The sequence below is a fragment of the Nocardia aobensis NBRC 100429 genome, from assembly GCF_000308375.1.
Taxonomy (GTDB): Bacteria; Actinomycetota; Actinomycetes; order Mycobacteriales; family Mycobacteriaceae; genus Nocardia; species Nocardia aobensis.
Window position 1 is genome coordinate 1 of record NZ_BAFQ01000063.1, and the last position, 21659, is coordinate 21659.

Annotated in this window: 25 protein-coding genes and 1 other RNA gene; 11 read left to right on the top strand and 15 right to left on the bottom strand. The window is 69.4% G+C overall.

Features of this window, described 5'->3' with window-relative positions; all coding sequences use genetic code 11:
• Positions 1-126: 126 nt before the first annotated feature.
• The 4 genes from RJ03_RS08595 to RJ03_RS08610 form a co-directional block, all read right to left on the bottom strand.
• On the bottom strand, positions 127-747 hold the full coding sequence (locus RJ03_RS08595; protein ID WP_036499923.1) for a TetR/AcrR family transcriptional regulator: 621 nt from the start codon (positions 745-747) through the stop codon (positions 127-129).
• 102 nt (positions 748-849) lie between these two features.
• The gene (locus RJ03_RS08600; protein WP_036499925.1) at positions 850-1029 is read right to left on the bottom strand and encodes a hypothetical protein; all 180 of its coding nucleotides are present in this window, start codon (positions 1027-1029) and stop codon (positions 850-852) included.
• A gap of 129 nt (positions 1030-1158) precedes the next feature.
• A complete protein-coding gene (locus RJ03_RS08605) occupies positions 1159-1677 on the bottom strand; it encodes a gamma carbonic anhydrase family protein (protein ID WP_174372278.1) in 519 nt (172 codons plus the stop codon).
• Positions 1658-2638 carry a GlxA family transcriptional regulator gene (locus RJ03_RS08610; protein ID WP_036499929.1) on the bottom strand — a complete coding sequence of 327 codons (981 nt, stop codon included), beginning with the start codon at positions 2636-2638 and terminating at the stop codon, positions 1658-1660. The genes RJ03_RS08605 and RJ03_RS08610 overlap by 20 nt, the downstream gene beginning before the upstream one ends.
• Before the next feature lie 71 nt (positions 2639-2709).
• On the opposite strand from RJ03_RS08610, the gene RJ03_RS08615 reads away from it, so the two are divergent.
• Both RJ03_RS08615 and ald read left to right on the top strand, forming a co-directional pair.
• A complete protein-coding gene (locus RJ03_RS08615; RefSeq protein ID WP_036499969.1) occupies positions 2710-3477 on the top strand; it encodes an MBL fold metallo-hydrolase in 768 nt (255 codons plus the stop codon).
• A gap of 109 nt (positions 3478-3586) precedes the next feature.
• Positions 3587-4705: an alanine dehydrogenase gene (ald, locus tag RJ03_RS08620; protein WP_036499971.1), complete on the top strand. Its 1119-nt coding sequence runs from the start codon at positions 3587-3589 to the stop codon at positions 4703-4705.
• Between the two features lie 28 nt (positions 4706-4733).
• On the opposite strand, the gene sigJ is transcribed toward ald, so the two are convergent.
• Complete coding sequence (gene sigJ, locus RJ03_RS08625) at positions 4734-5654, bottom strand: RNA polymerase sigma factor SigJ (protein WP_232329309.1); 921 nt, start codon at positions 5652-5654, stop codon at positions 4734-4736.
• Between the two features lie 116 nt (positions 5655-5770).
• Between sigJ and RJ03_RS08630 the strand changes: the two genes are divergently transcribed.
• Positions 5771-6748, top strand: coding sequence for a cobalamin biosynthesis protein (locus tag RJ03_RS08630; protein ID WP_036499933.1), 978 nt, complete (start codon positions 5771-5773; stop codon positions 6746-6748).
• On the opposite strand, the gene RJ03_RS08635 is transcribed toward RJ03_RS08630, so the two are convergent.
• From RJ03_RS08635 to RJ03_RS08645, 3 genes are all read right to left on the bottom strand, one after another.
• A complete protein-coding gene (locus RJ03_RS08635; RefSeq protein WP_157163382.1) occupies positions 6722-7138 on the bottom strand; it encodes an ester cyclase in 417 nt (138 codons plus the stop codon). The genes RJ03_RS08630 and RJ03_RS08635 overlap by 27 nt on opposite strands.
• A gap of 99 nt (positions 7139-7237) precedes the next feature.
• Positions 7238-8260 carry an SURF1 family cytochrome oxidase biogenesis protein gene (locus RJ03_RS08640; RefSeq protein ID WP_036499974.1) on the bottom strand — a complete coding sequence of 341 codons (1023 nt, stop codon included), beginning with the start codon at positions 8258-8260 and terminating at the stop codon, positions 7238-7240.
• Between the two features lie 5 nt (positions 8261-8265).
• The gene (locus tag RJ03_RS08645) at positions 8266-8760 is read right to left on the bottom strand and encodes a low molecular weight protein-tyrosine-phosphatase (RefSeq protein ID WP_036499935.1); all 495 of its coding nucleotides are present in this window, start codon (positions 8758-8760) and stop codon (positions 8266-8268) included.
• Between the two features lie 187 nt (positions 8761-8947).
• On the opposite strand from RJ03_RS08645, the gene cobC reads away from it, so the two are divergent.
• Together cobC and RJ03_RS08655 are read left to right on the top strand one after the other, a co-directional pair.
• Positions 8948-10012, top strand: coding sequence for an Rv2231c family histidinol phosphate aminotransferase CobC (gene cobC, locus RJ03_RS08650; RefSeq protein ID WP_036499977.1), 1065 nt, complete (start codon positions 8948-8950; stop codon positions 10010-10012).
• Between the two features lie 101 nt (positions 10013-10113).
• Complete coding sequence (locus tag RJ03_RS08655) at positions 10114-11256, top strand: Nif3-like dinuclear metal center hexameric protein (protein ID WP_036499980.1); 1143 nt, start codon at positions 10114-10116, stop codon at positions 11254-11256.
• Positions 11257-11386: 130 nt separating this feature from the next.
• Here RJ03_RS08655 and RJ03_RS08660 read toward each other — a convergent pair whose 3' ends face one another.
• Positions 11387-11830 (bottom strand): OsmC family protein, encoded by a 444-nt coding sequence (locus tag RJ03_RS08660; RefSeq protein WP_036499936.1) that lies wholly within the window; start codon positions 11828-11830, stop codon positions 11387-11389.
• 225 nt (positions 11831-12055) lie between these two features.
• On the opposite strand from RJ03_RS08660, the gene RJ03_RS08670 reads away from it, so the two are divergent.
• Entirely contained in the window at positions 12056-12793 is a 738-nt protein-coding gene (locus RJ03_RS08670) for a zinc ribbon domain-containing protein (protein ID WP_036499940.1), read from the top strand.
• Between the two features lie 10 nt (positions 12794-12803).
• Positions 12804-14036 carry a bifunctional RNase H/acid phosphatase gene (locus RJ03_RS08675; protein WP_036499982.1) on the top strand — a complete coding sequence of 411 codons (1233 nt, stop codon included), beginning with the start codon at positions 12804-12806 and terminating at the stop codon, positions 14034-14036.
• Positions 14037-14058: 22 nt separating this feature from the next.
• Here the strand turns inward: RJ03_RS08675 and RJ03_RS08680 are convergent, their stop codons facing one another.
• Together RJ03_RS08680 and RJ03_RS08685 are read right to left on the bottom strand one after the other, a co-directional pair.
• On the bottom strand, positions 14059-14946 hold the full coding sequence (locus RJ03_RS08680; protein WP_036499942.1) for an alpha/beta hydrolase: 888 nt from the start codon (positions 14944-14946) through the stop codon (positions 14059-14061).
• Positions 14947-15008: 62 nt separating this feature from the next.
• Positions 15009-16172, bottom strand: a complete 1164-nt coding sequence (locus RJ03_RS08685; RefSeq protein ID WP_036499944.1) for a lactate 2-monooxygenase — start codon at positions 16170-16172, stop codon at positions 15009-15011.
• 265 nt (positions 16173-16437) lie between these two features.
• Between RJ03_RS08685 and rnpB the strand changes: the two genes are divergently transcribed.
• Both rnpB and RJ03_RS38795 read left to right on the top strand, forming a co-directional pair.
• Positions 16438-16855: RNase P RNA component class A (gene rnpB, locus RJ03_RS34920), an RNA gene on the top strand.
• A gap of 33 nt (positions 16856-16888) precedes the next feature.
• Complete coding sequence (locus RJ03_RS38795) at positions 16889-17020, top strand: hypothetical protein (protein WP_281032272.1); 132 nt, start codon at positions 16889-16891, stop codon at positions 17018-17020.
• A 13-nt stretch (positions 17021-17033) separates the two neighbouring features.
• Here the strand turns inward: RJ03_RS38795 and RJ03_RS08690 are convergent, their stop codons facing one another.
• The 3 genes from RJ03_RS08690 to RJ03_RS08700 all read right to left on the bottom strand — a co-directional run bounded on the left by RJ03_RS08690 (position 17034) and on the right by RJ03_RS08700 (position 18667).
• Entirely contained in the window at positions 17034-17306 is a 273-nt protein-coding gene (locus tag RJ03_RS08690; protein WP_036499947.1) for a Clp protease N-terminal domain-containing protein, read from the bottom strand.
• A 98-nt stretch (positions 17307-17404) separates the two neighbouring features.
• Positions 17405-17803: a nuclear transport factor 2 family protein gene (locus tag RJ03_RS08695; RefSeq protein WP_036499948.1), complete on the bottom strand. Its 399-nt coding sequence runs from the start codon at positions 17801-17803 to the stop codon at positions 17405-17407.
• 30 nt (positions 17804-17833) lie between these two features.
• On the bottom strand, positions 17834-18667 hold the full coding sequence (locus RJ03_RS08700; RefSeq protein ID WP_036499951.1) for an oxidoreductase: 834 nt from the start codon (positions 18665-18667) through the stop codon (positions 17834-17836).
• A gap of 809 nt (positions 18668-19476) precedes the next feature.
• Here RJ03_RS08700 and RJ03_RS08705 point away from each other — a divergent pair.
• Together RJ03_RS08705 and RJ03_RS08710 are read left to right on the top strand one after the other, a co-directional pair.
• Positions 19477-19809: a hypothetical protein gene (locus RJ03_RS08705; RefSeq protein ID WP_036499952.1), complete on the top strand. Its 333-nt coding sequence runs from the start codon at positions 19477-19479 to the stop codon at positions 19807-19809.
• 15 nt (positions 19810-19824) lie between these two features.
• The gene (locus RJ03_RS08710) at positions 19825-21264 is read left to right on the top strand and encodes an RNB domain-containing ribonuclease (protein ID WP_083870685.1); all 1440 of its coding nucleotides are present in this window, start codon (positions 19825-19827) and stop codon (positions 21262-21264) included.
• Here the strand turns inward: RJ03_RS08710 and RJ03_RS08715 are convergent.
• Positions 21245-21652, bottom strand: coding sequence for a MerR family transcriptional regulator (locus RJ03_RS08715; protein ID WP_051024477.1), 408 nt, complete (start codon positions 21650-21652; stop codon positions 21245-21247). The genes RJ03_RS08710 and RJ03_RS08715 overlap by 20 nt on opposite strands.
• Positions 21653-21659 lie beyond the last annotated feature (7 nt).

The window sequence follows — 21659 nt, forward strand, 5'->3', positions numbered from 1 at the left end:
AGCAGCTCACCGATCTGGCTCGTGAATTGGCGAACGGCGGAGCCGAACCCGATGCCGCGCTGCTCGACCGGCGAGTGGCAGCGGCGTTCGGGCTGGGCGAGACCGGGTAGGCCCGCCCGGAGGCAGTCAGGCGGTGCGGCCACCGACCATCGGCAGCAAGGTCCGCCGGGCGAAGGCGCGGGCGGCCTCCGCATCCGAGAGCGGGATCAGCCCGTCGGGCGTCAATGCCAGCGATTGCGCCAGCCGTGCCATGATCTCGGCGACGAGGTCGGCATCGAAATCCAACTCGGCGTTGGCCTTCTGCAGTCCGCGCAGCTTGTCGCCCAGATAGGCGCGTCCCACCGCGAGGATCGGACCGGCATCGGTGGTCAATCGGGGCAGGATCAGCTCCGGTTCGGTGCGCAGTAATCGCTGCAGCAACTCGTTGTGCGCCAGCGCGGTGATGAAGACGACGAAGATCTCCACCAGCTGATCCTCGTTGTCGGTGATACTGCCGACCCGCTGTTCGATATCGGCGACGAACCGCTGCGCCTCGCGCACGCTCACCGCCTCGACCAGATCGTTCTTCGATTCGAAGCGGCGATACAGCGTCGCGGGACTGATGCCGGCGCGACGCGCGATCTCACCCATGCTGGTGCGCTTGATCCCGAAGTCCAGGAAGGCCGACAGGGCGCTCTCGAGCAGCTGCTCACCGTCGGAGCGGGGCTTCTCGAGGATGCGGGCCAGGATGGACGGAACAGGGGGCATGGGGTCTCCAGTCGAGTCGGCGAAGGACCGTGTCGATGCGGAAGGCTGACGATCATTATCTCATCGCGCCGGACCGCCACCGACGTCCCCGACCGCCCGCGCTCATCGCAGATTCAAGGCGGCCATCTCCTGCTCGATCGCATTCGCGGCGAAATCGCTTCCGCTGGAACGTAATTCGTGGACCCGGCGCTGTAGCGCCTCGATGCCACCGGGTTGGGCCGCGATATCGGCCACGCTGATCCGCCCCTTGGGTCGGTGCATACCGGACTGCTCGTACGACACCGTCTAACCTCCTGCATACCCACGTCGCAGTACGCCGCCCGAGGCGATGAGTCACTGCCGCGGACCGCGAACATGCTGCGACGATGCTACCAAGAGATCAACCTGGACGCTTGACCAGTGTGGCCCGTCTCACAGCTGGCTGCCGGTGTCGCGGTGAGTGCTCATATTGTGCAGATAGACCGCGGCGTTGAGCTTGATGCGATCACGTTCGGCATCGCCGAGTTCGCGCCGGACCTTGCCCGGTACACCCGCGACCAGGGAGCCGGGTGGGATCTTCGCCCCCTCCGGAATCAGCGCATTGGCGGCGATGAGACTGCCCTCGCCGATCACCGCGCCGTTGAGCACGGTCGCGCCCATGCCGACGAGGACGTCGTCGCCGATCGTGCAACCGTGCAGGATCGCGTTGTGGCCCACCGACACTCCGCTGCCGACCTGCAGCGCGAAACCCGGATCGGCGTGCAGGACGCACCCGTCCTGGATGTTGGTGCCGGTGCCGATCTCGATGTCCTCCAGATCGCCGCGGATCACCGCGCCGTACCAGACGCTGACCTGTTCACCCAGCCGCACCCGGCCGATCACCGTGGCCGTCGGCGCCACCCACGCGGTGTCGTCGATCTGCGGCTCGTGCTCACCCAGCTTGATCCTCATGCAGGTCAACATAGCTGGCCCGGAACTGGGCGCGATGTGCGGCCGGTGGCAGCCCGAGGGTGCGGTGGAAATGGTGGCGCAGATTCGTCGCCGTCCCCAGGCCGGTCTCGGCGGCGATGCGGTCCATCGTGTCGTCGGTGGATTCCAGCAGCAGCCGGGCGCGGTCGATGCGCTGGTCGAGCAGCCAGCGCTGCGGGCTGGAGCCGGTGCGTTCGCGGAAGCGGCGGGTGAAGGTGCGCCGCGACATCAGGGCGGTGCGGGCCCAGCCGTCCAGATCGATCGGATGATCCACATGTGTTCGCGCCCAGACCATCGCGTGTTCGATCGGATCGTCGTCGTCGGCATCGGGCACCGCGAGCGGTATGTACTGCGCCTGCGACCCGGCGCGATAAGGCGCCAGGACCAGCGTGCGCGCGAGTTCGGTCGCGGCGCGGGCGCCGTGGTCGGCGCGCACCAGGTGCAGGCAACAGTCCAGTGCCGCGGCGACTCCCGCGGAGGTGACCACATCGCCGAGATCGGTCCACAGCCGATCCGCGCGCACGGTCACCGCGGGAAACGCGCGAGCCAGGGCCGTGGCCAGACCCCAGTGGGTGGTGACTTCGCGATCGTCGGCCAGACCGGTCGCCGCGACGACCCAGGAACCGCGGCACAGTCCGACGATGCGGGCACCGCGGTCGTGCGCGCGCCACAGGGCCGACGAAATGACCTCGGGCACGGGCAGTTCCGGATTCCAGCTCGGAATCACCACGGTCTCCGCCCGGTCGATCGCCTCGGGGCCGTGGCGCACGACGAGGTCGAAATCGCCGGGCGTGCTGAGAGTTCCGGGAACTTCCGCGCAGGTGAGCACTTGGTACGGCGCGCTGTGCTGCACGCTGGTGCCGATGCGCCCGAACACCATTCCGGGCACGGACAGATGAAACGGGCTGATCCCGTCGAAGGCGACCACCGCGACCACATGCATGGCCCGATCTTATCGAAGCGTGGCCTGCGGGCCACTGTTCGAACGTGCCGGATCGGTACAGGCTGTTGCTCATGACGAACACGCTCTCCACCACGGTCGAACTCCTGCACATCGGCGGCCCCACCGTCCGGCTGAACTACGGCGGGCTGGTCTGGCTGACCGATCCGACCTTCGACGAACCCGGCGACTACTCCGCCGGCGCGCTCACCCTGCACAAACTGACCGGACCGGCAATCGCCGCGGATCGGGTGGGTCCGGTGGACGTGGTGCTGCTCTCGCACGATCAGCATCCCGACAACCTCGATCCGGCCGGGCGCGACGTCATGGCCGGCGTCGAGACCGTACTGTCCACGCCGGAAGCGGCCGGACGACTGGAAGGTGTTCGGGGACTGACGGTCTGGGAGTCGGTCAGCATCGGCGCCGTCACCGTCACCGCGGTACCCGCACTGCACGGGCCGGAGGGAGCCGAGGCGTTGAGCGGCACGGTCACCGGGTTCGTATTGCAGGCCGAGGATCTGCCGACGGTGTACATCTCCGGTGACAACGCCTCCGTCGACTACGTCGAGCGCATCGTGGCGAGATTCGGCCGGATCGACATCGCCCTGCTCAATGTCGGCGCCGCGAACGTGGGCCGGTTCGAGGATCGCGACGTCACGCTCAACGCGCGCACCGCGCTGGCAGCGTCGGCGGTGCTCGGCGAGGCGGTCGTGGTGCCGGTACACGCCGAGGGCTGGGCACACTTCACCGAGACCCTCGATCATCTGCGGCGCACCTTCGGCTACGGCGGGCGTGCGGAGCAGCTGCGGATCCCTCCGCTCGGCGAGTCGATCACGGTGTGACGAGGATGGCGGCCGGCCGGGCGCGGATCGATTGCCGATTGGTTGCGGTTCGGCGAATCGCCGCGACATGATCATGGCGCCGCGCCCGGATCGGGGCCACGATGGCGGTATGAGAATCGGTGTTCCGCGCGAGATCAAACCGCAGGAGAGCCGGGTCGCCCTCGCCCCGGCCGGCGCAGTCGAGCTCACCCGGCACGGTCATCGGGTGCTGATCGAATCCGGCGCCGGACTCGAGTCCGGATTCACCGACGCCGATTACGCGGCCGCCGGGGCGACGATCGCCGCGACCGCCGACGCGGTATGGGACGAGGCGGAACTGGTGTTGAAGGTGAAAGAGCCGGTCGCACCCGAATATTCACGCATGCGCACCGGGCAGGTGCTGTTCACCTTCCTGCACCTGGCGGCCTCCCGGAAATGCACCGACGCCGTGCTGGCCTCCGGCATCACCGCCATCGCCTACGAAACCGTGCGCGGCCCCGACGGGTCGCTGCCGCTGCTGACGCCGATGAGCGAGATCGCGGGCAAACTCGCACCGCAGGTCGGCGCCTACCACTTGATGGCGCCCGAGGGGGGCGCCGGCGTGTTGCTGGGCGGTGTGCCGGGGGTGCGGCCGGCGGAAGTGGTGGTGATCGGCGGCGGGGTGGCCGGAACGAGTGCGGCGACGGTCGCGGTCGGAATGGGCGCGCGCGTGATCGTGCTCGACAACAATCCGGTGCGATTGCGGGAGCTCGACGTCCGGTTCGCCGGTCGCGTCACCCCGCTCGCCTCGAATGCCGCCGATATCGAGCGGGCCGTCGTCGCCGCGGATCTGGTGATCGGTTCGGTGCTGGTGCCGGGAGCCCGTGCGCCGCAACTGGTTCCGGACACCCTGGTGCAGCGGATGCGGCCGGGGACCGTGCTGGTCGATATCGCCATCGACCAGGGTGGTTGTTTCCAGAGCTCGCATCCCACCACGCACGCCGAACCGACCTTCGCCGTGGCCGATTCGCTGTTCTACTGTGTCGCGAACATGCCCGGCGCGGTCCCGCACACCGCCACCGTCGCGTTGACCAACGCCACCCTGCCGTATGTGCGGACCATCGCCGATCTCGGCTGGCGAGAGGCCTGCCGGGCCGACCCGGGGCTCGAGGCCGGGCTCAATGCCGATGCGGGACAGCTGTATTCCGCGGCGGTGGCGCGAGCGCACGGCCTGGTCGGGGCCGGTCACGGCGCGAGGTGGCGCGCCTGACCGGAGCCGCTCACGATCGAGCACGGCCTCACATCGTCCAATCCGGTTCGCCCTCGGGCAGATCGTGCAGCTTCTCCGGATTGCGGACGATCGCGATCGAGGTGATGCGGTCCTCTTCGACGGTGAAGGCCATGATTCCCAGGTGGTTGCCGTCGAACACCATGAGCCCGGGCAGCCCGTTGACCTGAACCATGCGCGCCCACGCACCGGTTCCGGCGCGGTACCAGCCGAAGTACAGCTTGGCCACCAGCTCGGCGCCCTGCACCGGCTGCCGGATCGCCGGCACGCGGCCGCCACCGTCGGCGGTCAGGGTGACGTTCTCGTCGAGCACACCGAGCAGACCGCTCAGATCGCCGGATCGCCACGCCGTCGAGAAGGCCGAGACCACCCGCTCGTGTTCGTCGCGGGACGCCGGGAAGCGCGGGGTGCCGTCCTCGACATGCTTGCGGGCGCGGGAGGCGAGCTGGCGGACGGCGGCGGGGGTGCGTCCGACCACGTCGGCGACCTCGGGACCGGTCATGCCGAAGATGTCCTGCAGTACGAAGGCGGTGCGTTCGGCGGGCGAGAGCGATTCGAGGACCACCAGCAGGGCGGTGGTGACGCGCTCGTCCTGCGAGATGCGGTCGGCGGGGTCGTCCCAGCTGGTGACCTCCGGTTCGGGCAGCCATTCGCCGACGTACTGTTCGCGCCGCGCCCGGGCCGAACCCAGCTGATCCAGGGCGAGGCGGCCGGTGACGGTGGTCAGCCAGGCCCGCAGATTGTCGATTCGATCACCGGGAGAACGGGTTTCGGACCAGCGTTGCAGCCGCAGCCACGCCTCCTGCACGACGTCGTCGGCATCGCTGAGGCTGCCCAGCGTGCTGTAGGCCACCCGGCGCAGATACTGGCGGTGCTCCTCGAACTGGCGTGCCAGTTCGGTCTGATCGATATCGTCGTGTCCGGTCGTCACAGGTGCCATCCTCGTCTCGCCGTGCGGGCCCGCCGCCGGGGTGCTTCCCCATGGTGACGACGCGGCTGTGCCGAGTGTGACATCGGGGCGCCGGAGGCGGCCGATAGTCTCGCCCGGTGCGATATGGAACGGCGCGGGCCGCGGGACTGCTGATCGGATTCGCGGCGGATCGGATATTGGGTGATCCGCGGCGGGGACATCCGGTGGCGCTGTTCGGGTCGGCGGCGGCCGCGCTGGAATCGCCCTGGTACCGCGATACGCGTGCCGCCGGGGTCGCGCACGAGATCGTCTTGGTGGGCGGGGTCGTCGCGCTGGGTGCCGGTGTGGAAATCGCCGGCCGGCGGTCGGGAACCATCCGTGGTCTCGGCACCGTCGTGATCACCGCGGTCGGCACCTGGGTCGCGCTCGGTGGCACCACGCTCGCCCGGACCGGACGCGATATGGCGGATCGGCTGGAGGCGGGCGAGTTGCGCGGTGCGCGCGAGGTGCTGCCCTCGTTGTGCGGCCGCGATCCCGAGGCGCTCGATGCCGACGGATTGGCCCGTGCCGCAGTCGAATCCATCGCCGAGAACACCTCCGACGCCACCGTCGCACCGCTCGTGTGGGGTGCGATCGCGGGTGTGCCCGGCATCTTGGGCTACCGCGCGGTCAACACCCTCGACGCGATGGTCGGCTATCGCAACGAGCGGTACCGCAACTTCGGCTGGGCCGCCGCGCGCGTGGACGATCTCGCGAACCTGCTGCCCGCGCGGGTGAGCGGTGCGCTGACCGTCGCGCTCGCGCCGCTGGTGGGCGGCCGGCCCGGCGATGCCTGGCGGGCGTGGCGCCGCGACGCCGGATCACACCCGAGCCCCAATGCGGGCGTCGCCGAAGCCACGATGGCCGGTGCGCTGGGCGTCGCGCTGGGCGGGCGGACCGAGTACCGGCACGGGATCGAGATGCGGCCGGTGCTGGGCAGCGGGCCGGCTCCGCAGGTGCCCGATCTGCGGCGAGCGGTGCGATTGTCGAACGGCGTGCAGCTGGCGGCCGCGGTGGCGGCGGCTGCGTACGCGTTCGGCCGCCGCCGGTCAGCTCGGGCCGAATTGCCGGAGTAGTGCCGCGGTGTCCAGGTATTGCCGGTCCCGCACGACCTTCACGTCGGCGTCGAAGACCAGCACTTTGGCGTAGGCGATCTCGAACCGACGGCCGGTCGCGGGGAGCACCGTCACACCGGCGACGACGAAGTCGTTCACCGCGGTGGCGCGGCCGATCAGTTCGGCGACCGCCGAGTTCGGCGCCGGGTGCAGTGCCCGGATGTCCTCGGCGTAGTCCGGGAAGGCGGTGAACCAGGCGCGGCTCCAGTCCAGGGTGCCCGCGAGATCCAGTCGCAGGCCGGTGCCGGTGTCGAACTCGTAGTCGGGGGCGCAGGTTGCCGCCCAGGTATCCCACTGCTGTCCGGTCCACGATCGCTGGACGGCGTCGTACGCCTGTTGGATGGCGTTCATCCGGTTCTCCGCTCGTATCGACATCTAGCTATATCAATCTATAGCCAAATAGGTCGATAGGGCCAGCGCAAAGGCGGGGCGGTCGACTTCTGGGGCTGGTCAGCGGCGCCCGTTGCCGTAGCGGTCGGCGAGGCGGTCCGCGGTGGTGCGTGGTTTCGCCGGTGGTTCGCCGGATACGGGCGTGGTCTCGGATCGCGCCTTCGGCGCCGGGTCCGAGGGGCCGGTGGCCGGACCGGTGCTCGTGTCTTCGGTTGCGGCACTTGCTGATTCGGCGCGCGATCCGGCTGTGCTCAGCGCCGGAACCTGTTCGCTCGGTGTGGCCGTGGCCGCCTGCGCGGCGGCACGGTCGCGGCGGCGTTCGCGGAGTTCGGCGTAGACGAAGTAGCCGAGGCCGAGCGGGGCCATGACACCGAATGCGATCCATTGCAGGCCGTAGGACAGATAGGGGCCCGCGTCGAGCTGGGGGAGTGCTTCCGGGGTGAAGGCGCCGGGCTGGCCGGCGTCCAACTGCAGATAGCCGCCGTGCTCGGCGGTGGCGAAGCCGGTCAGCGGCGTGCCGATAAGGGTGGAGAGCTGAGCGGTATCGACCGAGTACACCTGGCGCAGGCCGTCGCGGACCATCGGATCCTTGCCGGGGACGACGCCCTCGGATCTGCGGACCCGTCCTTCGATGTGCTGCGGACCCGACGGCGGTTCTGCGATCGTCGGCAGATCCGAGCCGTTCACCGCCGCGATCAGGCCGCGATCGACCAGCACGACCCGGCCGTCGTCGAGCCGGAACGCGGCCAGCACCCCGTAGGCGGGCTGATCGTCGAGGTGCTGCAAACGCTCGACCACCATCGAATTCGGCACATAGCTACCGGTGGCGATCACCCGCCGCCATTCGGTGTCGGCCGGATTCGTGCCGGCCGGCGGTGTGCCCTCGCCGGTGGTCAGCAGGTTCTTCGCCGGAACCGGGTCGGCGTTCACCGAGGCCGCGATCAGGTTGTTGCGATGCGACGTCGAGGTGTTCTTGCCCAGCTGCCAGGGCGCGAGCACGGTGAAACACAGATAGGCGAACGCGACCACGACGACCGCCAGAATCGCCCAGCTGGGCCGCAGCAGGAATGTGAGTCGGCGCAGGATGCTCATCGCCGAGGTCCGGTCGTCGCGGGTTCGCCGAGTTGTTCGCGCACCCAGGCCAGCAGCGCCGGAACGGCCGCCTCGATCTGTTCGCGCACGAGTTCGAAATCGGTGTCGTCGCCGTAGTAGGGATCGGGGACGTCGTGATCGTCGGCGCCGGGGTCGAAGCTGCGCAGCAGTCGCCGCCGGGACTCCGGAATCCGCCGCCGGGTCAGTTCCCGATCGTGGTTGGAATCCAGGGCGATCAGCAGATCGGCGTCGAGATGATCGGGCCCGATCATGGCCGCGACGTGCCCGATCGGATATCCGTGCCGGGTGAGCAGGGCGGTCGTGCGCGGGTCGGCGTCCGAGCCGACGTGCCAGGCGGTGGTGCCGGCGCTGCTCACGCGCACCCGGTCGGCCAGTCCGGCTCGTTCCAGATGCGCGGCGAAGATCTTCTCGGCCATCGGCGACCGGCAGATATTGCCAGTGCAGATGAAGGTCACGTGCAGCTCGCCCACGCACCCATTGTGGCCGTTCGGTGCGGGCGGCGGCCACGTAGGGTAGGTGGCTGTGCCCGAGGACACCCCCACGACCGCCGGCACGCGGTCGCGCCGAGGCCCGAGCCGCCCGATCGATACGCGTCCGGGCGGACCCGCGGCCGAGGCGGATGCGACGCGTGCGGGTTTCGCCGTGGGCGCCGACGGCGTGCGGGAGCCCGGGAGTGCGTCGCACGAGGTTGGATCGGAGGTCGATCGTTCGGCACTGCGCCACCATGGGGACCGCGATGTGCGGGCGGGGATGCTCGACTTCGCGGTGAATGTGCGTGGTGACGCACCACCGGAGTGGCTGCTGCGGCGGCTGGGCGCGCGATTGCCGGAACTGGGGCGGTATCCGTCCGAGGCGGAGGCCGAGGCGGTGCGCGCGATCGTGGCGGCACGGCACGGGCGCGCGCCGGATGAGGTGTTGCTGCTCGCCGGGGCCGCGGAGGGGTTCGCGCTGTTGCCGCGGCTGGCGTCGCGGCTGGCGGCCGTCATCCATCCGTCCTTCACCGAACCGGAACTCGCGCTGCGGGAGGCGGATGTTCCGGTGGCGCGGGTGGTCCTGGCGCCGCCCTACGAGCTGGCCGGGGCGCGGGTCCCCGAGGACGCCGATCTGGTGGTACTCGGTAATCCCACCAATCCGACCTCGGTGCTGCATCCTCGGGCGGTGATCGAATCGCTGCGGCGGCCCGGTCGCATCGTGGTGGTCGACGAGGCGTTCGCCGATGCGGTGCCCGGTGAACCGGAATCGCTTGCGGGACAGTCCTATCCGGATGTCCTGGTCTTGCGCAGCCTGACCAAGTCCTGGGCGCTGGCCGGGTTGCGGTGCGGATATCTGCTGGGTCCGCCCGAGTTGCTGGCCCGGTTGAACCACGGTCGCGCGCATTGGCCGCTCGGTACGTTGCAGCTCGAGGCGATCGCGGCGACCTGCGAAGCGCATGCGATCGCGGAGGCCGCGGCGAGTGCGGCCCGGATCGTGGCCGAGCGGGAGGCGATGATTCCCCGCCTGCGCGCCCTCGGTATCGACGTGCACGAACCGGCCGCCGGTCCCTTCCTGCTGATCCGCGTGCCCGACGGCGAGTTGCTACGAAAACATCTGGCGGACAAGAACATCGGTGTTCGACGGGGTGACACTTTCCCGGGGCTCGGCACGCAATTTCTGCGCCTGGCGGTCCGCGACCACGCCGCCGTCGATCGTTTGATCGCCGCGATCGAGGCCGTCGGGCTGTGAGTATTCGCGCACGCGGCCACGGGGATCGCGGCGCGGTCCGGCCCGGCAGGCGGCATCGGCGTGGATAATGACCGGAACGGCGAAACGGTGGAGGTGCGGTGGTGACAGCGACGAATTCTGTTGTGACGCTGAAGGACTTGATCGGTGTCCTCGACGGCGCGTATCCGCCTCGGCTGGCGGAGTCCTGGGATTCGGTGGGGCTGGTCTGTGGTGATCCCGCGGCCTCCGTCTCGCGGGTGCTGTTCGCGGTCGACGCCACCGCCGCCGTGGTCGACGAGGCGATCGATTGGGGCGCACAGGCTTTGGTCGTGCACCACCCGCTCCTGTTGCGCGGGGTCGACACCGTGGCCGCGAGCACTCCGAAGGGTGCGCTGCTGCATCGGCTGATCCGCAACGACTGTGCGTTGTTCACCGCGCACACCAACGCCGATTCGGCCGATCCCGGAGTGTCCGATGCCCTCGCCCACACGCTCGGGCTGACGGTGACCGGGCCGCTGGAACAGAAATCGGTGGCGCCGGTGGACACCTGGGTGGTGTTCATTCCGCGCGCGCACACCGACGCTGTGCTGGCGGCGATGTTCGAGGCGGGCGCGGGCGGCGCCGGGTTCTATCGCGAATGCGGTTGGCGGGTACCGGGAACCGGGCAGTTCCGGCCGATGGCGGGAGCGAATCCGGCGATCGGGCAGGTCGGCGACCTGGAATTCGTCGAGGAGGACCGTGTCGAGGTGGTGGCGCCGCCGGCGGCCCGCGCCGCGGTGCTGGCCGCGCTCCGTGCCGCCCACCCCTACGAGGAACCGGCCTTCGACGTCACCGAACGCGCGGCGCTGCCTTCGGCGCAGGGCCTCGGACGCATCGGCACCCTGCCGGAACCGGAAACGTTGCGGGCCTTCACCGCTCGCGTGCGCGCCGCCCTGCCCGGCACCGCCTGGGGTGTGCGGGCGGCCGGCGATCCCGAGCGTGCGATCCACACGGTCGCGGTATGCGGCGGCGCGGGCGATTCCTTCCTGGGCACGGTCGCGAAGCTGGGCGTCGACGCCTACGTCACCGCCGACCTGCGCCACCATCCCGCCGACGAACACCTGCGCGCGGGCGGTCCCGCACTCGTCGACGTCGCCCATTGGGCCAGCGAATTCCCCTGGTGCGCCCAAGCGGAAGGCGTTGTGCGGGAAGCCCTTCCGGGAGTGGAAACCCGGGTCAGCACCCTCCGTACCGATCCGTGGACTCTCGGCGCCGCCGACGACTGACGTAAGCGGTGGTCATCCAGGGGCGGTGAGTTCGGTGACGAGCCGGCCGACTGTGTCACTCCCATGCGGTACGGGGCGAGCGGCGGCGGGCCGGCCCAGGCGTCCCCCGCGACCGTGGACCGGCGCGATCTCACTCGGTGCGAATGTCGGGCTCGTGGTCGACCGGGAAATTGACCGAGTTGGCGATGAAGCAGCGCTTGTGGGCCTCCGCGTGGAGTGCGTGAGCCTGCTCTGCCCGGGCGGCGTCGGTGATGGTGACGCGCGGTCGCAGGGTGACGTGTTCGAAGCGCTGGTCGTTCATCACGCCTTCGGCCTCGTCGAGATAGTCGATCACCACGATTCCGGCCTCGACGCACAGATGCAGGTACCACAGCATGTGGCACTCCGAGAGCGAGGCGACCAGGAGTTGCTCGGGATTCCAGCGGGTCGCGTCGCCCCGGCCGACGACCGGGTCCGCCGACCCCTGCAGCGGCGGCCGCCCCTCGGCGAGCACTTCGTGATTGCGCGAATACGAGCGGTAATCGGTGGTGGCACCGGTCCACACCACGTCCACGCGATAACGATGTTCGGGCATCCGGTCAGAGTGTCACAGTGGCGGCGGCACCGCATCCGAGTTGTCGGTGGCCCACGAACCGGCGCCCCGGCGCACCACGTTCGGCCGCGTATCCGGTGGTCGCGGGCGGCCGATGCGGGGTTGGGGCGAAACCGGCCGCGGGCAGAGTACGGTTGAGCACCGGCGTCGCGCACCCGCTGCCCGTCGCTCCGCAACCGTCCATAGTGTCGAGGAGTACGTCCCGCGTTGAATGTCGAACCACCGATCCAGGCCAAACTGCTCGACCTCGCGGCCGTCGACGCCGAGTTGACGCGGATCGCGCATCGCCGCAAGGTGCTGCCCGAACAGCAGGAAGTGCAGCGGCTGGAAGCTGAACGCACCGACCGCAAGGATGCGGCGGTCAAGGTCGAGATCCAGCTCGACGATCTCGACCGCGACATTCGCAAACTCGAGGGCGAGATCGACGCCGTGCGCAAACGCGAGGCGCGCGACCGCGGCATGCTCGAGGGCGGCAACGTCGGCGCGAAGCAGCTCTCGGAATTGCAGCACGAACTCGGCAGCCTGGAACGCCGGCGCGGGGTCCTCGAGGACGAACTGCTCGAGGTGATGGAGCGTCGCGAGGCCGCCGAGGCCGATCACCAGCACGCCGGCGCCAACCTCTCGCGCGCCGAGGAGGATCTGACCCTCGCGCAGAGCCGTCGCGACGACGCGGTCGCCGACCTGGATGTGGCCGCGCAGCGCTGCGACGCCGACCGCGCACAGCTCGTCGCCGGATTCCCGGACGAACTGCTCGCGATCTACGACAAGCAGCGCGCCCAGCACGGCGTCGGCGCGGCGCTGCTGCAGGCCCGCCGGTGCGGCGCCTGCCGGATCGAACTCGACCGCGGCGAGATCGCCCGGATCGCCAAAACCGATCCGCAGGTCGTGGTCCGCTGTCCCGAATGCGGTGCGATCATGGTGCGCACCAAGCAGTCCGGATTGTGACGTGCCGGCGATGACGGTACGTACGGTGATCGTCGAGGCCGACGGCGGCTCGCGAGGTAATCCCGGCCCGGCCGGCTACGGCGCGGTGATCTGGGATTCCGATCGCGCCACGATCCTCGCCGAACGTCGCGAATATCTGGGCGTCACCACGAACAATGTCGCCGAATACCGCGGTCTCATCGCGGGTTTGGCCGCCGCCGCCGAACTGGGCGCCCGCAGCGTCGAGGTTCGGATGGATTCCAAACTGGTCGTCGAGCAGATGTCGGGACGCTGGAAGGTCAAGCACGCGGCCATGATTCCGCTCGCCGAGCGAGCCCGGCAGCTGGTCGCCGGCTTCGATCGGGTGAATTTCCAATGGATTCCGCGCGAGCAGAATTCGCACGCCGATCGGCTCGCCAACGAGGCCATGGACGATGCGGTGGTGGTCGCGGAGGTGCGCGAGGCGGATGCCGAACGGCCCGTGATCGACAGCGTGGCCGAACCGGAATCGGCCGCCCAGGATGCGGCACGCGGCGTCGAAGCCGAGCTGCCCAGTTGGATCGACGAAGCGGCCGACGCCCGCGCCGCGCACGAGGATCCGGTCGTGCAGGAGACGGCCCCGGCGTCCGGCCCGGGCTGGACCGGCGCCCGCGGGCGGCCGACCCGGCTGTTGCTGCTGCGTCACGGCCAGACCGAATTGTCCGTGGAGCGACGGTATTCCGGTCGCGGCAATCCGGAACTCACCGCGCTCGGTCGTGAACAGGCCGCCCGTGCCGCGAAATACCTTGCCGCCAAAGGCGATATCGCCGCGGTCGTGAGCTCGCCGCTGGGCCGGGCACGGGAGACCGCGCAGGCCGCGGCCCAAGCGCTCGACGTGCCGGTGCGGGTCCTGGACGCGCTGACCGAAACCGACTTCGGCGAATGGGAAGGTCTCACGTTCACCGAGGCGGCGCAACGAGATCCGGAACTGCATCGGCGCTGGCTCGGTGATCCGTCGCTGCCCGCTCCCGGCGGAGAGAGCTTCACTCAGGTGCGCGAACGCGTCGAGGGCGCGCGCCGCGATCTGCTGGCGCTGTATCCGGGGCAGAACGTCGTCGTGGTCAGCCACGTGACGCCGATCAAGACGCTGCTGCAGTTGGCGTTGGAAGTCGGCCCGTCACTGCTGTACCGGCTGCATCTGGATCTGGCGTCGCTGTCGATCGCCGAGTTCTATCCCGACGGCGGATCGTCGGTACGGCTGGTCAACGACACCTCGTACCTCTGAACACTGTTCGGGGACACCGGGTTCAGGGGCGTAGCACCGACACCAGGAATTCGGTCTGGTCGTAGACGGCCTTCTCGAACCAGTCGTCGAAGTAGATGTCGAAGTGCCCGATGGGGTATCGCTTCACGATGCCGTGTTTGGTGCGCTCGGCGGCCTTGAGCGTCGGACCCACCGGCGCGACCGAATCGTTGTCGCACACCGCGTAGAACACCGGCACCTTGATGGCCTTGGTGCGCCGCCACGGTGAATCGAACATCACCGACATACCCACGCGAGCAGCCACTTTCGGCTGGTACTGCGCGCTCTCCTCGGCGAGGCGGCCGAAGCCCTCGGGCACGTCGGAGGCGCTCATCAACGCCGCCGAACGCTTGCGCCCGGCCAGTCGCACGCCCACCGGTTTGCGGCGGATCGGGCCCACGAGAAGGTCGACGAACGCGAGGGTGCCGGTCTTGGCGAGGCTGATCGGCCCCTTCGCCATCGCCGAGGACCAGCCGCTGGTGAACGGGCACTGCGCCACGACCGCGGCCAGATAGTCGTCCTCGTGTGCGATGGACAGGACGTGTCCGCCGCCGAAGGAACTGCCCCACAACGCGATTCGGGTCGCGTCGAAACCCTTGAGGGTGCGGGCGAAGGCGATCGCGGCGCGCCAGTCGTCGCGCTGGCGCGCGATGTTGATCAGCTGGCGCGGTTCACCACCGCTGGCGCCGAAATGCCGGTAATCGAAGACCAGCACGCCCATTCCGGCCGCGGCGAACCGGCGTGCGTAGCGATCCAGACCCATTTCCCGGTTCGCGCCCAGCCCGTGGCCCATGATGACCAGTGGACGCGGTTTGGGCGGGCCGTCCGGAAGATAGAGCCACGCTGCACACTGTTCGCTTCCCGAACCGAACCCCACCTCGACACGCTCCATGGGCGAATACCGTACCGGGGCGCGCGCCCGGCCGCAGACGTGGATCCCCGCTCAGGGCACGATTATGGGTGAACGGAACGCAAACACTCGCGAGTCAGATCCTTCAGCGCCGGGTAGCCGTCGACCGCCATGATCAGGTCCGCTTCCGCCAGCAGAGTGCGCAGGACGTGCACGATGCCGTCCACGCCGCCGAGCGCCAGACCGTAGGCGTAGGGCCGGCCCACCCCGACCGCGGTGGCGCCCAGTGCGAGCGCCTTGACGACATCCGCGCCGCTGCGGATTCCGGAATCGAACAGCACCGGCAGACCCTCGGCCGCGGCGACGACCTCGGGCAACATGTCCAGCGCGGGCAGTCCGCCATTGGCTTGGCGCCCACCGTGATTCGAGCAGTAGATGCCGTCCACGCCACCGTCGCGGGCTCGGCGCACATCGTCGGGATGGCAGATTCCCTTGACGATCAGGGGCAGTTCGGTGAGCGAGCGCAGCCAGGCCAGATCCTCCCAGCGCAGCGGGTTGCCGAACAGTTGCACCCACCGCAGGACCGCGCTCATCGGATCCTCCTCGGGCGAGCGCTGCAGACCGGAGAGGAAGACCGGATCGGTGAAGTAGTTGGCGAGGCAGTGCCCGCGCAGCTGCGGGAAGTTACCGGTGGACAGATCGCGCGGCCGCCAGCCCGTGATCCAGGTGTCGAGGGTGACGACGATGCCCTTGTAACCGGCCTGTTCCGCGCGCTGCACCAGGCTCGCCGCGAGATCGCGATCGGTGGGGGTGTAGAGCTGGAAAAAGCCTGGGGTGTCACCGAATTCGGCGGCGACGTCCTCGAGCGGATCGACGGTCAGGGTCGAGGCGACCATCGGCACGCCGGTGCGGGCGGCGGCGCGGGCGGTCGCCAGATCGCCGTGGCCGTCCTGGGCGCAGAGGCCGATCACGCCGACCGGAGCCATGAAAAGCGGTGTGGGCAGCGTCATTCCGAACAGGTCGACCGACAGGTCACGCTCCTTCGCGCCGACGAACATGCGGGGGATGAGCCCCCAGTGGTCGAAGGCGGCGACATTGGCGCGCTGGGTGCGTTCGTCGCCCGCGCCGCCGGCCACATACGACCAGATCGAGGGCGGCATGGCCGCCTGCGCGCGCTGTTCGAGTTCGGCGAACGCGACCGGGTACTCCGGTACGACGCCGCGCAGCCCCTGGAAGTAGATCTCGTTCTGGAAGTCGCCGAACCCCATCTGCGCTGCCCTTCTGTGCCGTCGGTTCGCCGGCGAGTGTGCGCGCTCGACGGCGAATGCGGGCTTCACTGTATGCGTAACCGGCGGTAACGCGCCACGATCTCGCCGTCGCCCGGGGCGGCGCCGAGGTTCGCCCGTGCGAGACCGGCGCGAGCCGTGGTCGTCGATGTGGGCACGCGACGTACGACCGGTGGCGCGGCCGCGCGGCTGCGATAGCCGGGGCGGCGTGCGCTCGGCGCCGCTCGCACGGCACAATGGTGCGCGACGAGTCGGTCGGGCGACCGCGTCGACGGGAACGGGCACGGCTGTGCCGCCGCCCGTCGCCGAGGAAAGTCCGGACTCCACAGAGCAGGGCGGTTGTTAACGGCAACCCGGGGTGACCCGCGGGACAGTGCCACAGAAAACAGACCGCCGGCGGTCTCTCCGGAGGTCCGCCGGTAAGGGTGAAACGGTGCGGTAAGAGCGCACCAGCGCCCCGGGTGACCGGGGCGGCTCGGTAAACCCCGCCCGGAGCAAGGTCGAAGGTCGCACTCTCGCGAGTGCGGCTGCGCAGGTGCCCGAGGGCTGCTCGCCCGAGCCTGCGGGTTGACTGCTCGAGGTGCCCGGTGACGGTGCACCCAGATGGATGGTCGCCTCTCGGTGCGAACCGGGAACAGGATCCGGCTTACAGACCGACTCGTCCCCTCCGGGGTTCCGGACGTGGGAACCTTGGCCGCATGGATGCGACGCCTCGACAGATCATCGTCACCGGTTGTCTGCGGGTGGATGCGGCCGATCTGGTCGACGTCGGTCGCATCGACATTCGGGTCACCGAGTTCACGGTCGGCGACGAAACTCCGCTGCGCTGACCGGCCGTCCCGGCTAGCGCGCGCAGCCCTCGCCGTTGTCCGGATGTTCGTTCGGATTCGGATACGGCCCGTTGCGCAGGGTTTCGTGTAAGACGTCCGAGATCGCCGCCAGATTGGCGCCGGTGCGCTGGAAGGCCCGGGCCACAGCCGAACTCGGGTGACGCAGCGATGCGAGGACGAGATGTTCGGTGTCGAGGGCGGTGTGGCCGGCCTCGCGCGCGATCCCGGCGGCTTCGTCCAGTGCGCGTCGTAGGCCGGGGGCATGCGGTAGCGGTTCCGCAGTCATGCCTCCATGATCACCCGTGCCGGGCACTTCAGCGCATATTTCGCGACTATTCGGCAACCGGCGGTTCGGCCGCCGACCGGTCGGCGGCGGACCCGCGTCTACGGGTGCAGCGGTGTGCGCCGTGGGCGCACGATGCGGTGGGTGATCTTCCAGCCGGCGCCGATGCGCTGGATGGTGTCCTCGTAGGTGACACTGCCGACCGTGCCGTCGGTCAGGACGCCGAACCCCTTGGACAAGGCGCGAACGGTGCCGTCGGCGACCTCGTTGACGACGATGTTGGTGACGTGGTGGGCGACGGGGTTGTTCTCGCCCAGTGCGAGCGCGGCGTCTCGGCAGGCGGAGATGCCGACCAGGACGCCGCCGCCCATGGCGGTGACGTCGTAGACGATGTCCTCGGCGAACAGCGCGGGCCAGCCGTCGAAATCGCCGTTGTCGGTCAGGTGGCCGTGCAGGTTGATCAGGTCGGTGATCGCGAAGCGGTCGTCCGCGGACAGCATGTCGGGTCCTCCGGTGGAGACGGGGAGTGATCAGCGGAATCCGGTGTCGGCGGCCCAGGGCTCGAGCTCGTCCAGATCGGCGAGGCGCTGAGTCAGGGTGGCGCGGATACCGGCGAATGCCTCGGGGCCGAGCGGCAGCCGCAACGGCGGTTCGTCCATGGCCACCGCGCGCAGGACGGCCTCGGCGGCGCGGGCCGGATCGCCGGGCTGGGCGCCGTTCTGAGCCTGGAAGCGCTCGCGTTCCTCGGCGAAGACCGGTGCGTATTCGGGCATGGGTTCGGCCCACTGGATGGACCGGCCGGCGAAGTCGGTGCGGAACGGTCCCGGCTCCACGATGGTGACCTTGATACCGAACGGCGCGACCTCGTACGACAAACCTTCCGACAGTCCTTCGACCGCGAATTTGCTGAGTGCGTAAGGCGTTCCGCCGAGGCGGGCACGCACACCGCCGACCGAGGACAGCTGCACGATATGCCCGCTGCGCTGGGCCCGCATGAGTGGCAGTACCGCCTTGGTGACCGAAATCAGGCCCCAGACATTGGTTTCCATCAGTGTGCGCAGTTGCTCGTCGTCGCATTCCTCGAGCGCGCCGCGCAGTCCGTACCCGGCGTTGTTGACCAGAACGTCGATGCGGCCGAACCGAACTCGCGCCTCCTCGACCGCCGCGGTGATAGACGCCGGATCGGTGACGTCCAGCTGTGCGACGAGGACCCGCTCCGGATCGCGATCTCGAAGGTCGGCAAGGGATTCGGGTGTGCGCGCGGTGGCGACCACACTGCCGCCCTCGGCCAGCACCGCCTCCGCGATCGCACGGCCGAAGCCGCTGCTGGTGCCGGTGATGAACCAGACGTGATCGGTGGTCATGGTGGAGGCCTCCTGTGTCGGATCGTCGTCGAAGCCGGGCCTTGCGACCGCATGCGGTGCCCGCGGCGGGCCGCCGGCACCGGGTGCGGTCGCGTGATGATCAGCCGGCGGGGTTGATCACCAGGATCTGGGCCCAGTAGGCCGCCTGCTCGGGACCGACGAGAGGCAGCAGGTAGTCGAAGACGATGGACGACATGCGGTGTGGAACTCCTTGTACTCGAGGAACTATTACTCGACGACTCTCGCCGCGCGGCGCACTCTCGTTACTGCACGGACCCCCGAATCCGTGGGTACGCCGTGGCCTGTCACCATCGGCAACAGTAACAGCGCGCTCCGACGGTCGCAGGCCCAGCGGAAAACGGACTCGACCGGGGGATTCGGTATACGGTAGCGTGATCTGGACGTAGGTCCGAGTAGTTCGAGTTATGACTGTTCGCTCTGAATGGCGTACTACTTCCTTCCGGAATGATCCGATTCGACGACCGGTGTGGGGCGTGCTCGAGCCGATTCGTCGACCCCCGTTGCGCTCGTGAAGACGGCAGTGCCGCCGTCGCGGTGGGGAGCGCGAAATCGCAGGCACCGACGGTTCGCGCGGTCCAGGCAGCGGTTGCGGCCCGGCCGGACGGGCGGGCGCACTCTGGGCAAATGCGGGCGAATCGGCTGGTCTCGGCGTGTCCCGTGCGACGAACCGCCCCGGAGTGGCCGGAACCGTGATCGACGTCATAAAGTGTTGGCCGTTGGAAGTGTCGCTGCCGGGGGTGGCAGTGGCTAATGGGTGCTACGAGTGTCGGAAAGCAGGTTCTGTATATATGCGAGTAGTTCGCAAGTTGGCGGCCGGTGCATTGATCGCCGCAGCTGCGTCGGGTGTTGCGGTGCTGGGCGCGGGATCGGCGTCCGCGGTCGCGGTCACTCCGCTGCCGGGTGGCGTCCAGGTGGACCTCAGCCCGGGTGACACCCAGTGGGTCCACCAGTCCCACGTCGGCCAGACGATCGCGGTGCTGCCGCACCCGTCGGCGGCCTCGTTCGGCCAGGCTCTCGATGCCGCGGCGACCCTGTCGTCGCAGTACCCCGACGGCCGCGTCGTCTTCACCGTGTACGGTCCGTTCGATCAGCTGAACGGCACCATGCTGGCGCTCAAGTAAGGTTCAGCGCCCCGCGTGGAACTGCATCCGATCGTCTCGGCACCGGTGGACTTCGGTGTCGTGCGATCCGAATTCGGACTCGCCTCGGAATATCCGTCCGAGGCGGTCTCGGAGGCCCGCGACGCAGCCGATGCGTTCGCGGGCGTCCGGGCCGATCGCACCGACATCCCGTTCGTGACGATCGACCCACCCGGCGCCATGGATCTCGACCAGGCGCTGCATCTCGAACGCACCCCGACCGGATTCCTGCTGCACTACGCCATCGCCGATGTGGGCGCGGTGGTCGCGCCCGACGGCGCGCTCGCGCGGGAATCCCTCGCGAGGGGCCAAAGTTTCTATCTCCCCGACGGCACCGTGCCCCTGCATCCGCCGGTGCTCTCGGAAGGGTCGGCCAGTCTGCTGCCCGGCGCGGTTCGTCCCGTCGCCCTGTGGACCATCGACTGTGACGACAAGGCCGAACCGCAACGCTTCTCGGTGCAGCGCGCCCTGGTTCGTTCCCGCGCCCGTCTCGACTATCCCGGCGTCCAGGCCGACGCCGACGCCGGCCGCCTGCATCCCTCGATCGCCGCACTGCCGGAATTCGGCCGCCTGCGCATCGAGGCCGGCCTGGCTCGCGGCGCGATCGAACTGCGGCTGCCCGCGCAATCGGTGATCCCCGACGGGCGCGACCACGACACCGAACACTGGCAATTGGCGGTCGAACCGCGCACCGCCGCCGACGACTGGAACGAACAGGTCTCCCTGCTCACCGGCATCTGCGCCGCTCGAATCATGTTGGCGGACAACGGCTCCGATCCCCGCATCGGACTATTGCGCACCATGCCCGCGCCACCGGCCTCCGCGATCGCGTCCATGCGCCGCACCGCCGCCGCGCTCGGCGTGCGCTGGCCGGCGGGAATGCCGGTGGGCCGGATGCTGGCCGGGTTGGATCCCAACACCCCCGCCGCGCTGGTGCTCAACTCCGAGGCGACCAGCCTGCTGCGCGGCGCGTCCTACACCGTGCTCGACGGCGAAACGCCGGATGTGGTGCAGCACAGCGGCATCGGCGCGGCCTACGCCCATGTGACGGCGCCGCTGCGCCGCCTCGCCGACCGGTACGCCACCGAAATCTGTCTGGCTCGCTGCGCCGGCACCCCGGTACCGCACTGGGTTCGCGACGGACTCGGCGCCGCCGCGGACACGATGCGGCGCAGTGACGCGGTCGGCGGCAAACTCGAACGCGCGTGCATCGACCTCACCGAATCCACCGTTCTCGCACCACGTCTGGGCGACATCTTCGAGGCGGTGGTCATCCGCGAGGGCAACGGCAACCGATCCGCCGAAATCTTCGTCGCCGACCCGCCGGTCCTCGCCAAATGCGCCGGGTCGCCGCCGGAGGGGCAACGGGTTCGAGTGCGCCTGGACATCGCGGACCCCGACAAACGCGCAGTGGGCTTCACCTTTCCGGCGGAGTGACTCGTTCGTCGCCAGGGGGTTCCTCCGGATCCAGCCACGGCATCCGGCTCACCAACTGATCCCGCAGGCGCGTCAACCGGGCGATGCGCTCGTTCAGCTCCGCTACCCGTGGCGGTCCGACCGCCGCGTATCCCGAGGCACAACGTGGTTCGTAGGGAAAGACGTCGGGCAGCTCCCGGTCCAGATAGGGAGCGAAGGCCCGCACGTCCTCGACGGTGAATCCGAGGTGAAGCAGTTCCCGGATGTTGCGCACCCGGGCCACCGCGTCCTCCTCGTACTCGCGGTATCCGGCGGCGGTGCGCCCGGACGTGAGCAGTCCCTGCTCCTCGTAGAAGCGCAGCGCCCGGGTCGTGACTCCGGTGCGGGCCGCCAGCTCGCCGATCAACATCGCGCGT

Excerpts from the sequence above, each read along its gene's own strand:
- RJ03_RS08595 (WP_036499923.1), bottom strand. The coding sequence starts at position 747 with ATGCCCCCTGTTCCGTCCATCCTGGCCCGCATCCTCGAGAAGCCCCGC.
- RJ03_RS08605 (WP_174372278.1), bottom strand. The coding sequence starts at position 1,677 with ATGAGGATCAAGCTGGGTGAGCACGAGCCGCAGATCGACGACACCGCG.
- RJ03_RS08610 (WP_036499929.1), bottom strand. The coding sequence starts at position 2,638 with ATGCATGTGGTCGCGGTGGTCGCCTTCGACGGGATCAGCCCGTTTCAT.
- RJ03_RS08615 (WP_036499969.1), top strand. The coding sequence starts at position 2,710 with ATGACGAACACGCTCTCCACCACGGTCGAACTCCTGCACATCGGCGGC.
- ald (WP_036499971.1), top strand. The coding sequence starts at position 3,587 with ATGAGAATCGGTGTTCCGCGCGAGATCAAACCGCAGGAGAGCCGGGTC.
- RJ03_RS08635 (WP_157163382.1), bottom strand. The coding sequence starts at position 7,138 with ATGAACGCCATCCAACAGGCGTACGACGCCGTCCAGCGATCGTGGACC.
- RJ03_RS08660 (WP_036499936.1), bottom strand. The coding sequence starts at position 11,830 with ATGCCCGAACATCGTTATCGCGTGGACGTGGTGTGGACCGGTGCCACC.
- RJ03_RS08675 (WP_036499982.1), top strand. The coding sequence starts at position 12,804 with ATGACGGTACGTACGGTGATCGTCGAGGCCGACGGCGGCTCGCGAGGT.
- RJ03_RS08680 (WP_036499942.1), bottom strand. The coding sequence starts at position 14,946 with ATGGAGCGTGTCGAGGTGGGGTTCGGTTCGGGAAGCGAACAGTGTGCA.
- RJ03_RS08685 (WP_036499944.1), bottom strand. The coding sequence starts at position 16,172 with ATGGGGTTCGGCGACTTCCAGAACGAGATCTACTTCCAGGGGCTGCGC.
- RJ03_RS38795 (WP_281032272.1), top strand. The coding sequence starts at position 16,889 with ATGGATGCGACGCCTCGACAGATCATCGTCACCGGTTGTCTGCGGGTG.
- RJ03_RS08690 (WP_036499947.1), bottom strand. The coding sequence starts at position 17,306 with ATGACTGCGGAACCGCTACCGCATGCCCCCGGCCTACGACGCGCACTG.
- RJ03_RS08695 (WP_036499948.1), bottom strand. The coding sequence starts at position 17,803 with ATGCTGTCCGCGGACGACCGCTTCGCGATCACCGACCTGATCAACCTG.
- RJ03_RS08700 (WP_036499951.1), bottom strand. The coding sequence starts at position 18,667 with ATGACCACCGATCACGTCTGGTTCATCACCGGCACCAGCAGCGGCTTC.
- RJ03_RS08705 (WP_036499952.1), top strand. The coding sequence starts at position 19,477 with ATGCGAGTAGTTCGCAAGTTGGCGGCCGGTGCATTGATCGCCGCAGCT.
- RJ03_RS08715 (WP_051024477.1), bottom strand. The coding sequence starts at position 21,652 with ATGTTGATCGGCGAGCTGGCGGCCCGCACCGGAGTCACGACCCGGGCG.